This window comes from Acidisoma sp. (genome assembly GCF_035492295.1).
Classification (GTDB): Bacteria; Pseudomonadota; Alphaproteobacteria; order Acetobacterales; family Acetobacteraceae; genus Acidisoma.
Genome location: NZ_DATJJK010000003.1, coordinates 1 through 8,739, shown reverse-complemented (window position 1 = coordinate 8,739; position 8,739 = coordinate 1). Strand labels below are relative to the sequence as shown.

The following is an 8,739-nucleotide window of genomic DNA, read 5'->3' as shown; positions in this document are numbered from 1 at the left end:
CCCAGAACGCTGTTGACCTCGTGCTGCAGCACTACGGTTATCTGGACGAAGAGGTCATACATCCCGCGGCGAAAGGCATGCCATTTACCTTGCATGGCCCATTCAACGCCGCATGACGAATTCTGGCAAACCCTTCCGTTTTCAGTAGTTCAGGACCTACACATTCATCTAAGATCTAGTAACATGTTCGCCGCGCTGTTTTGGGCGATTTCTGCTCATTGCTCGGCCGCAGGCTGCCGTAACTTGGCGTCCGCTTCACCGCACTCCCGCCCGAAAGCAGACGGGCCGCTGTCCCCCCAAACAAGCCACGCGTGCTGCTCGACAGCAATTTCCTTCAGCCCAAGAGCGAACTCGGTGTCATAGTTGGTCGAGAACCGTGCTCTCACCCTATGCCGGACCTTGAGAAACTGCCTCTTAAACATCATCTCCTCCGTCTTATTCTTCAAAATGGTTCACCACGTTCAAATCATAATGGGCGGAGGAAATCTGTCAGTTATGACGGCAATAGAGTCGTTCGGCATCGGGAAGACCTCGTTGAAAGCCGCTCAGAAATATCGACCAGTACCGGTTTCCCGGCGCATTCTTTAGGACACAGACATCCGCTAAGTTGATTGCCTTGTCATAATTCGCTTTGGAAAGGGAGCTCTGGAACCCGGGCTCGACCATAAAGCGCACGCTCCTTGGCCGGTCCAAAGGTTGGGCCGTTGACAACATAGACGGTGTCAACGTCCGCGAGCGGTTACCTCGGTCGTGAAGCACACGCCCCAGATTCCCAGTTATTTCTTGCCCAATATGCCATTCCTGACGGAAGGTGACGAGGCGTGAGGCCCGACATAACCAAGAAGAATAACCCGCACGAATACAGGGTCCGTGACCCAACCCAGACTATGGCCATTGACGGCAAAATCCACACCCTGTGGTGTGAACACAACGTCAGCGGTGTCCCCAGTTTTTACGGCGGGCAGCCGGTTTATGAACTCTGAGACCTCGCCATCCGGCAATTGGCACGGAGTGGTGCAATTTCTGTCAAGTGATTGGCGCCAGGCATTCCGCACTTTATCCACGCCAATATTCCTTAGAAAGACAAAGCGGAGGAGTTTGGGCTGCGGCGACGCGACAATCTGCTGGGCATCGTGGGTCGGTTGTTTAAGGTAGAGGCCGGCGACATAGACCGGCAACCGGAATATTGTCGCGGTGCGTAAGGCAGCACCGTTCAGCGTCAATTCAACACCCGCGGCCGTCAGATGGTCTGGGAGGTCGACTCCGGCGAGCACTGCCGCCCTGGCCGCAAGGCTGGTTAGGGACAGGCTCACAGCGAGGACGACTGTTTGGCAGCCTCGGATAGCTGTCGTCACGATGATCACTCCTGCATCTGGAAAAGATTCGTCCGATTGCGCGGCATGGCCGTGGTGGATTCTTTGCCCCCGTCCAAATTTCTCCGTAGTCTACGTCTCCTGCGATGCCGGCTCCGCCTTCGCCGACCAACCGACCATGGGCCGCGCGACCACGGAAGAAGTCGCCAAAATCGATCAGTTGATTGCTTTAACTGTGCCGCTCGACATCTGGATCAAGGATTATTGGGCGAAGTTGGTCACGAAAGGCCGAAGTGCGACTACGGCCGATGCGCCCGGTCCGACCCTTGACCAAGATTTGAGCCGCCCCGGAGGCGAGAAGCAAGGCATAGGCATCGCCTCTCGGCGGCACCGGATTCACCCGCCGTCTGGAACTGATGGCGGATCCAGCCAGACCGGCATCGAACAATAGCGTGGGCCGTGCGCGTCCGTGCTGACCGATTGTTTGCAGACGGCCAAGGCTCGCACCGGATCGTTGTTCGCCATCAGTGTCGACCACGCCGCCGCGGCGTCCGGCCCGGCTGCCATGGCGGCAGCGATCGTATGGGCTTCGACGTTGCCCTGCGCACGGCCAGAACCATAACCCTAAGCAAATGAGACTCCGGCGATGAGGGCGGCGCCGATCAGGATGCCGGCGGCGCTGCCCCGGATCGTACGTAGACGGCGCCGCTGTCGATCAGCGCGGAGCGTCCGCCCGACGACGACAGCGAGGCGTGGCGCGAGTTGGTCGATAAATCCTACACCGGAGGCATGGACCCGCCCGATGGCTTCTTCCGCGACCGCTCCGGCGTCTCGCCGGAGGTTTCCAGCGATTTCGATTTGGGTTTCGGCGCTGGCTTCGTAGATCGCTCCGAGCGCATCGAGGGTGGCGACGAGGGATTCCATGATCGGGGCCACGGAATCACCCTTGAAAGTGGCGGCCTCTGGTTTCGCACGGATCACCGAACGGCGGTCCGTGGCCTCGGTCAGGGAATCCACGAGCTGATTCCCGCGAACCGCCGATCCATGGCTTCCAGCCAGGCGCGAAGAAGAGGCAGGGCAGCGCGCCGGACTTGCGACTTTAGTCCGTCGCCCGTCCAGGGGCGCTTGGTGCGATAGGTGTTGCCCGCGCGGGTGAGCGCGTCAGCCACGGTTGCCCAAGACCAATCATCTGCGACGAGCGTTTTGATCCGGACCGGCTGCTTTTGCAACCAGGGCCGAATAACATCACCGGGTCGCCCTAGTAATCTGAACTCGGCTGCCAGCGCATCAAGCTCGGCTTCGGACGGTTGGCGTTTCAGCGGCATAGCCAGGATAATTTGGATTCGCTCTCGCGCTTTGTCAAATGATGCAGCCTCATTCGAGACCTCTTTTGTATCCTCATTCGTGACCGCTCTCACATCCACGTTCGTGGGCTCTTTCGTGTCCTCTTATGCCCTGGTTGGGTGGCGTCGTTGAGTTGGCTATCTGGTACCAGACCAAGGCACCCCAGCGGAAGCTTGGTTGCGGCGCCTCTGGCGCCGCAGTGCGGTGCCCAGGAGGCCCCGTAGGAAGCCGACAGACCGAGGAATGCCCTTGCCCGATACCCTACGCTACCATTGCCTGCCTGACCGCCTTGGAAGGCGGCCAGACACCGATGAACCAGGCCTGATGATCGATACCCGCACAAACAGACGAATCTCCTGACGGAGATCGCCCGAGCCGTGCGGCAAGAGCCAGGCCCCTCCCCCGTCGTTCAGAGCCTGAACGAGCTGACCGCCGCCGTGGTGCGCATGGGTGCCGGCCTGGAAACAGTGCAAGCGCAGATGGAGGGGCTGCCAGCGGCGATCGAGGCGACCTTCGCTGCCGGCGATGCACAGGCATCCCAGGCCGGGTGACATGCTGACGTGCCGCACAGGCAGCGCCGGCGCTCCTCGGGCGGCGCGGAACATGGCGGAGCATCTGTTGCAGCAGACGCTCCCGCCAGAGATGGCGGTGATGGCCGATTACTACAAGCAGGGTACCACACCGCCGACCGCCGCCGAAACGGCCTATGGCCGCTACAGCCGTCTGCTGGTCGATGGCCAGCTTCCGGGCGGTGACGCTCTGGACGAGCTGGTGAAGGGGGAGGCTGTCCGCATCGGAGAAAGCGCGCTGGCCTCGGATGGTGCGGCGCTCGACGCTGACGAACTGCGGCTGCGCGCCGTCGCCGCCTTCATCGGCACCGGCCCTGTCACGCGGGAGGAAGGGACCGCGAGCCTGGCGCGCATATCGACCTCGCCCGATGACGTTGCTGGTACCGATTTCGAGGTGCGCTTGGAGGCCGCCGTCACGGCCGCCACGACGGCACCTGACTATACGAGTGCTGCGGCCACGCCGCGCCGGGACATAAATCCCGCCCTGGCGCAGCGCCTTGGCATCGACACCAACCGCGGCCTGATGGCCGGCGAGGTGGCGCTCCTGCTCAATGGCCAGCGTGCGGACGGCCGCGAGATCGAGGGCAAGCAAACACAATCCGCAACCCTGCCGCTGACGCAGATTCTTGGGCCGCAAGGTGACCAGAAGCCCAGCCGTGAGCAGCTTGAGCGGATGCTGGAGGGCAAGACCGTCACGGGGAAGGCATTGCCGGGAAGGAGGCCGAGCGGGCTGTCAGGCGGCTGCAAGCCGCCCTAGGTGTCGATGGCAAGGAGATGTCGGCCGAGGCGCGAGAGCACATCCTATCGGGGGGCTCGCGGACGGCCGGGAGCCGTCCGACCGTGCCTGTATGGCGGCCTTGGAAACGTCCAAGGCGCGCATCGGCTATATCGACTTCACTTTCTCCGCGCCGAAGTCGCTGTCCGTCGCCTGCGCCTTCGCCCCGACCAATGCCGAGCGCGCCATGCTGCATCAGGCGCATACGGACGCGATCGAGAGGGTGATGCAGACGATCGAAAGGGAGATCGGCCGCGCGCGCAAAGGCAAGGGCGGCAAGGATGGCTATGAACCCGGCTCCATCGGCTGGGTCTCCTTCCAGCACTACGCAGCCCGGCCGACCGTCGCGGTCGTGACCGAAGACGTGGGAGGCCAGGAAGCGACCGAGCTGCACAGCCTGACAGGCACGGGCGGTCGGGTACCGGGCGATATGCAGGTCCGTACCCATGTCGCGGTCTTCAATGCCGTGGAGACAGCGACCGGCCGGGTGGGGGCCTGGACCTCGCCCAGCTCGAAGGCCGCATCCACGAATTTGGCGCGGTTTATCAGGCGTTCCTGGCTGAGAATCTGCGGCGGCATGGCGTCGAGATCGCGCTCGACGGCAAGACCGAAATGGCGCGGCTGGCGGCCGTGCCAGAGAGCGTCACCGCGCATTTCAGCAAGCGGACCATGGGTGGGACCGAGGCCGCGCGCGCCTATGCGCAAAGCCTCGGCCTGGACTGGGACGCGATGGATGCGGAGAACAAGATCAAGCTGCTGAAATGGCACTGGCTTGTCCACCCAGATGGCGCAGCGTGATCTTCTCATAGTCTGCCGCGTCTATGACGCCGGCGCGGCGCATATCGTCCGTCGTCTCCAGCAGCGCTTTCGTCAACCGGCTGGCCTTCAGCGCGTCGTCGGGTTCGCGTCCTTTATCCGGTGGCATCTTCATGCCGAGGTCAGCCACAGATCGATAAGCGCAACGCCGCAATCTTCAAAACCGCCAATATCGCGCGTGACCACGCCGGCGCCATTGGCGCGCGCGACAACCGCAATCATGAGATCGAGCGGCGCGGTCGCGCGGCCGGTTTTTCGGCGGCCCGCGAAAATCTCCGCGTAGGCTGCTGCGGCCGCCGTATCGAAGGGCAGCACGCGCCCGCTGAAATCGTCAGTGAATATGGCCTGGGCCGCTGTATCAAGAGCGAGGCGGCGCCGCCCTTCGGGCATGACGGCGAGCCCGGACAGGATTTCCGCCTGGCAGATCGTGGTTTGTGAACAGCGCATGTTCCGGCTGGCCGGCGATCCATGCTGCCACTTCAGGCACCGGCGTGGCGCTCATGATCGCGGACAGAATGTTGGTGTCGAGAACGAACATCAGTCAAACCGGGGCGGACCGCGATCCGGCAGGCGCGGCGGCAGCTCGAGATCGTCGGCGCCCCCGAGCGGTTCGAAGCGGGCGCGGATTCGTCCGTAAAGGTTGCGTGCCGGCGGATGGTCCGGCTCCTTGAGCGTGGTCTGCAGGATGCGCCTTGCTTCGGCCTCCATGGAGTGACCGTGCTGGGCAGCGCGGTCACACAGCCGCTCTTTCACCGCCGGGTCAACGTTACGGATCGTGATGCTGCTCATGCTCGGCACTTCTGTCTGCATAAACCATTGTAATCAATGATTGCGTTGATGCCAAACTTGGCGTAGCGCCGCTGCTTAGTCGGCTGTGCAACATAAAGGACGTTATGTTACACATATCCCCGGAACGGCGCGCCACCAGTCTGAGTTCAATACCTACGTCATTCCGATCACTGATTGGCGCTGGAGCCTGAGCTTTGGGTCAAACTATGTCGTGCCCAAGGCCAAAGCATAACTCCTGTCGTGGGCGACGCCATCGGCTTTGCTGAAATTCAAGATAGAGATGGGTTGAGCGGAGAGTCCCGCAATCGGGTAGCGGTAGAGTTGCGTAATCTCGACCATCCCGCCGGCGACTTCTCTTTCTAAGCCTTGTAATGCACGGGCGCAGCCATCTCGATGCCAATCTCGCGGATAGAGCCGGCGCGAATTGCAATCATTTGCTGCGAAGATAACAGCATAGCGAGGATCATTTTGGTATAAAAGCGGTCGCGCGTATTGCCGGGTGCCGCTTTTGAGGCCGCTGGTGGGGAAGAGCACCGTCATTAAGGTGGGCTACCCTTCTCACCAGTCTGACCGCGCGACAATTTCTTCCTGAAGACGACGCTTCCATCATGCCGGGCGCCGTGAAAGTGAAAGACCTGCTTTGCAAGGTCGATTCCGACAATGGCATGCGCTGAGGATGATGAGCGCGCCCCCAGACAGGCAATCATAGCCAGAAACGTGATGGTGGAATCACTGGTCTTTCACGTCGGGCACAAGCACCGGCTGGGCCAAGAACTCGGCCGGGAAGGTCTTTTGCAGGGCCGTTACCTTGGGTAGGTCGAAGGTCGCGATATAGTCGCTGTCTGGGTGCAGCGTCAGATAGTTCTGATGATAGCCCTCCGCCACATAGAACCCCGTATCGCGCCCCACGATGGTTGCGATCGGCTCGCTCCAGACCTTCGCTTCATTGAGCTGCGCGATATAGGCGCGGGCGATTTTGTCCTGGTCGGGGGTCGTCGCGAAGATCTCACCGCGATACTGCGGCCCACTATCAGGATATTGCTGGTTGAGCTGGGTCGGGTCCGTCGCCACCGAAAAGTAGATCCGCAGCAGCTGTCCGTACGAGATGACGCGCGGGTCGTAGGTGATGCGCACGGATTCCGCGTGGCCGGTGGTGCCCGTGCTCACCGTCTCATATTGCGCCGTGCTCGCGCCGCCGCCGTCATAGCCGGAGACGGCCTGTTCCACACCGCGGACATGCTGAAAGACGCCCTGGATGCCCCAAAAGCAGCCACCGGCTAGAATGAGAGTTTCGCGCGCACTCGCGCCTGCCGACTGATCCAACGCCGGGGGAGGAACCGCGCGGTCTAGCTCCGCTGCTCGGGCGTGCGTGAAATGAAAAGACAAACCGCCCGCCGCAAGAGCCGCGAGCAGGGCCGCGCCGGATAGGACGGCTATCCAGGGGTGACTGTGTTTGGTAGCCATCGCTTGTTATCCTTATGCAGTCGCTGTGAAGGTGAGCGCCCCGCCATTCATGCAGTAGCGCAGCCCCATGGGTGGTGGCCCGTTCGGAAAGACATGGCCCAGATGACCGTCGCACCGGCTGCAATGAACCTCGGTTCACTGCATGCAGAAACTGCCGTCGATGCTCTCCGCAGCAGCATTGGGCAGCGGCTGCCAGAAGCTTGGCCAACCCGTATGGTTGTCGAATTTCGTGGCGGATGCATAGACGGGTAAGGAGCAGCCGGCACGGAAATATGTGCCCTGCCGCCTCGCGACGTCGAGCGCGCTGGAGAAGGGCACCTCGGTCCTCTGTTGGCGCAAGATTTGGTAGGCTGTCGGGTTGAGCTTCGCCCGCCATTGCCCATCCGTCTCGACGACGGAAAAGGTGGCGCTCTGGGCCGCCCTCGGCGTCGGCCACCAGGCGGCCAGGGTTCAGGCTGGCCAGAATCCCTCCGCCCAGGGCGGTACGTCGTCTCATCATGGGCTGTGCCTCCCCAAGAAGGTTTGCCCTGATTACGCGGGCAGATCCGATACGGTTACACTGCGGCCCAGGAGCGGTGACGGAAGGATGAACAGTCGTCGTATCTTCAGCTCTTCGTGGTCCCCGCAGGAGCCAGAATGCCATGCCCGATAGCAACTCCTCTGAAGAGGCAGCCTGTGCCGCAGGCTTGCTGGCGGTGCAAGACAAGAGCGATCGCGCTACTCTGCATTATTGAGCGCCAGATGATTCGGCATGGTGTTTAGGAAAGCGCGCTCAGCAAAGAAGTCTTTCGCCTGGCGGCCGATAGCTTCGGGATAACCAGCCACTGGCACACACAATTTGGGCCTATCTATCGCATCATGTCAGTAACGACGCCTTGTATATTAGCCCCAGCGCGGTATCGCTTCGCGCTAGAGCTTTTAGACGGGGATGGCTTAGTCGAGAGGCATGAGTGATGCCCGAGCCCGCAAGCCTTATCCGTCTAAAAGTAAATAACAGGCTCTAGGTGATGCACCCGACTTGCTGGCCGCGGCGGAGAAGCTCGACGCCCCGGCGATCAATCAGGCGGCGAAGCGCCTCGTTGAGCGAGTAGGTCTTGCCAGCGCCTGCGCCGGCTTCCAGACGGAAGCTGCGCCCCTCGTCCAGGCATGCGAACATCCGTTCGAGCGCGACGCGCCCGGCGGCGTCTGCGGGGTTTTCCGCTTCCTCAGCCATTCTCACCGACCTCGGCCACGTTGACCGCGACGCTCGCGGCGTCTGCCACGATCTCGTGTCGATACCGGAGTGATGCTGGTTCTCCCGCAAATTGCGTGGTGATGCTGAGCGTCATTCTCACAAAAGTCGGAAAGTTTCGATCTCGACTCCCTTAATGCGCACAATATCTCCCTTATTGATGCCACCGCTCTTAACGCGTGCGATCCGCGCAGGCAGTCGTCGCAAGAGCTTAGGAAGAGCTTCTTATATAGCGTCACGCGATGCTCCCTTGCTCTGCGGCGCCTTTCCATCCGAGAGGCTCGACAACGGCACCGCTGCCAGCTTGTCGCCGAACGGCACGACGTCAGCGCTGTCGTAAAGGACGACGCCGAAGGCAAAGCGGTCTCCGCATGCCTCGGCCAATGCCCGCAAGTCGCCGAAATCACTGGCTTTGACCGTCGCGCTCGCCTTGACCTC

Annotated in this window: 13 protein-coding genes and 3 pseudogenes; 5 read left to right on the top strand and 11 right to left on the bottom strand. The window is 61.7% G+C overall.

Annotated elements, in window-relative coordinates; all coding sequences use genetic code 11:
- Positions 1 to 776: 776 nt before the first annotated feature.
- Positions 777 to 1,364, bottom strand: a complete 588-nt coding sequence (locus VL752_RS00295) for a chalcone isomerase family protein (RefSeq protein ID WP_325351728.1) — start codon at positions 1,362 to 1,364, stop codon at positions 777 to 779.
- Here VL752_RS00295 and VL752_RS00290 point away from each other — a divergent pair.
- Positions 1,357 to 1,764: a hypothetical protein gene (locus tag VL752_RS00290; protein WP_325351727.1), complete on the top strand. Its 408-nt coding sequence runs from the start codon at positions 1,357 to 1,359 to the stop codon at positions 1,762 to 1,764. The genes VL752_RS00295 and VL752_RS00290 overlap by 8 nt on opposite strands.
- Positions 1,765 to 1,937: 173 nt before the next feature.
- On the opposite strand, the gene VL752_RS00285 is transcribed toward VL752_RS00290, so the two are convergent.
- Together VL752_RS00285 and VL752_RS00280 are read right to left on the bottom strand one after the other, a co-directional pair.
- Positions 1,938 to 2,330: a hypothetical protein gene (locus VL752_RS00285; RefSeq protein ID WP_325351726.1), complete on the bottom strand. Its 393-nt coding sequence runs from the start codon at positions 2,328 to 2,330 to the stop codon at positions 1,938 to 1,940.
- Positions 2,318 to 2,737, bottom strand: a complete 420-nt coding sequence (locus tag VL752_RS00280) for a hypothetical protein (protein ID WP_325351725.1) — start codon at positions 2,735 to 2,737, stop codon at positions 2,318 to 2,320. The genes VL752_RS00285 and VL752_RS00280 overlap by 13 nt, the downstream gene beginning before the upstream one ends.
- A gap of 297 nt (positions 2,738 to 3,034) precedes the next feature.
- Between VL752_RS00280 and VL752_RS00275 the strand changes: the two genes are divergently transcribed.
- From VL752_RS00275 to VL752_RS22210, 4 genes and pseudogenes are all read left to right on the top strand, one after another.
- The gene (locus VL752_RS00275) at positions 3,035 to 3,208 is read left to right on the top strand and encodes a hypothetical protein (protein ID WP_325351724.1); all 174 of its coding nucleotides are present in this window, start codon (positions 3,035 to 3,037) and stop codon (positions 3,206 to 3,208) included.
- 52 nt (positions 3,209 to 3,260) lie between these two features.
- Positions 3,261 to 3,983, top strand: coding sequence for a hypothetical protein (locus tag VL752_RS00270; protein ID WP_325351723.1), 723 nt, complete (start codon positions 3,261 to 3,263; stop codon positions 3,981 to 3,983).
- A pseudogene (locus VL752_RS00265) lies at positions 3,865 to 4,497 on the top strand (relaxase domain-containing protein); the annotation flags it as partial. The gene VL752_RS00270 and the pseudogene VL752_RS00265, both read left to right, overlap by 119 nt.
- The gene (locus VL752_RS22210) at positions 4,497 to 4,799 is read left to right on the top strand and encodes a relaxase domain-containing protein (RefSeq protein ID WP_408863033.1); all 303 of its coding nucleotides are present in this window, start codon (positions 4,497 to 4,499) and stop codon (positions 4,797 to 4,799) included. The pseudogene VL752_RS00265 and the gene VL752_RS22210, both read left to right, overlap by 1 nt.
- Here the strand turns inward: VL752_RS22210 and VL752_RS00260 are convergent.
- The 8 genes and pseudogenes from VL752_RS00260 to VL752_RS00225 all read right to left on the bottom strand — a co-directional run.
- Positions 4,750 to 4,932 (bottom strand): hypothetical protein, encoded by a 183-nt coding sequence (locus VL752_RS00260; RefSeq protein WP_325351722.1) that lies wholly within the window; start codon positions 4,930 to 4,932, stop codon positions 4,750 to 4,752. The genes VL752_RS22210 and VL752_RS00260 overlap by 50 nt on opposite strands.
- Entirely contained in the window at positions 4,929 to 5,264 is a 336-nt protein-coding gene (locus VL752_RS00255; protein WP_325351721.1) for a PIN domain-containing protein, read from the bottom strand. The genes VL752_RS00260 and VL752_RS00255 overlap by 4 nt, the downstream gene beginning before the upstream one ends.
- A 90-nt stretch (positions 5,265 to 5,354) precedes the next feature.
- The gene (locus tag VL752_RS00250; RefSeq protein WP_325351720.1) at positions 5,355 to 5,606 is read right to left on the bottom strand and encodes a FitA-like ribbon-helix-helix domain-containing protein; all 252 of its coding nucleotides are present in this window, start codon (positions 5,604 to 5,606) and stop codon (positions 5,355 to 5,357) included.
- Between the two features lie 204 nt (positions 5,607 to 5,810).
- The gene (locus VL752_RS00245; protein ID WP_325351719.1) at positions 5,811 to 6,146 is read right to left on the bottom strand and encodes a hypothetical protein; all 336 of its coding nucleotides are present in this window, start codon (positions 6,144 to 6,146) and stop codon (positions 5,811 to 5,813) included.
- A 189-nt stretch (positions 6,147 to 6,335) separates the two neighbouring features.
- Entirely contained in the window at positions 6,336 to 7,070 is a 735-nt protein-coding gene (gene msrA, locus VL752_RS00240; RefSeq protein WP_325351718.1) for a peptide-methionine (S)-S-oxide reductase MsrA, read from the bottom strand.
- Positions 7,071 to 7,082: 12 nt separating this feature from the next.
- Positions 7,083 to 7,517, bottom strand: a pseudogene (msrB, locus tag VL752_RS00235) (peptide-methionine (R)-S-oxide reductase MsrB).
- A gap of 553 nt (positions 7,518 to 8,070) precedes the next feature.
- Positions 8,071 to 8,283, bottom strand: a complete 213-nt coding sequence (locus tag VL752_RS00230; RefSeq protein ID WP_325351717.1) for a hypothetical protein — start codon at positions 8,281 to 8,283, stop codon at positions 8,071 to 8,073.
- 243 nt (positions 8,284 to 8,526) lie between these two features.
- Positions 8,527 to 8,739: pseudogene (locus tag VL752_RS00225) on the bottom strand (hypothetical protein); the annotation flags it as partial.

Coding starts and splice junctions, on each gene's coding strand:
- VL752_RS00260 (WP_325351722.1), bottom strand. CDS start 4,932: ATGAAGATGCCACCGGATAAAGGACGCGAACCCGACGACGCGCTGAAG.
- VL752_RS00255 (WP_325351721.1), bottom strand. CDS start 5,264: ATGCGCTGTTCACAAACCACGATCTGCCAGGCGGAAATCCTGTCCGGG.
- VL752_RS00270 (WP_325351723.1), top strand. CDS start 3,261: ATGGCGGAGCATCTGTTGCAGCAGACGCTCCCGCCAGAGATGGCGGTG.
- VL752_RS00250 (WP_325351720.1), bottom strand. CDS start 5,606: ATGAGCAGCATCACGATCCGTAACGTTGACCCGGCGGTGAAAGAGCGG.
- msrA (WP_325351718.1), bottom strand. CDS start 7,070: ATGGCTACCAAACACAGTCACCCCTGGATAGCCGTCCTATCCGGCGCG.
- VL752_RS00245 (WP_325351719.1), bottom strand. CDS start 6,146: ATGACGGTGCTCTTCCCCACCAGCGGCCTCAAAAGCGGCACCCGGCAA.
- VL752_RS00230 (WP_325351717.1), bottom strand. CDS start 8,283: ATGGCTGAGGAAGCGGAAAACCCCGCAGACGCCGCCGGGCGCGTCGCG.
- VL752_RS00290 (WP_325351727.1), top strand. CDS start 1,357: ATGATCACTCCTGCATCTGGAAAAGATTCGTCCGATTGCGCGGCATGG.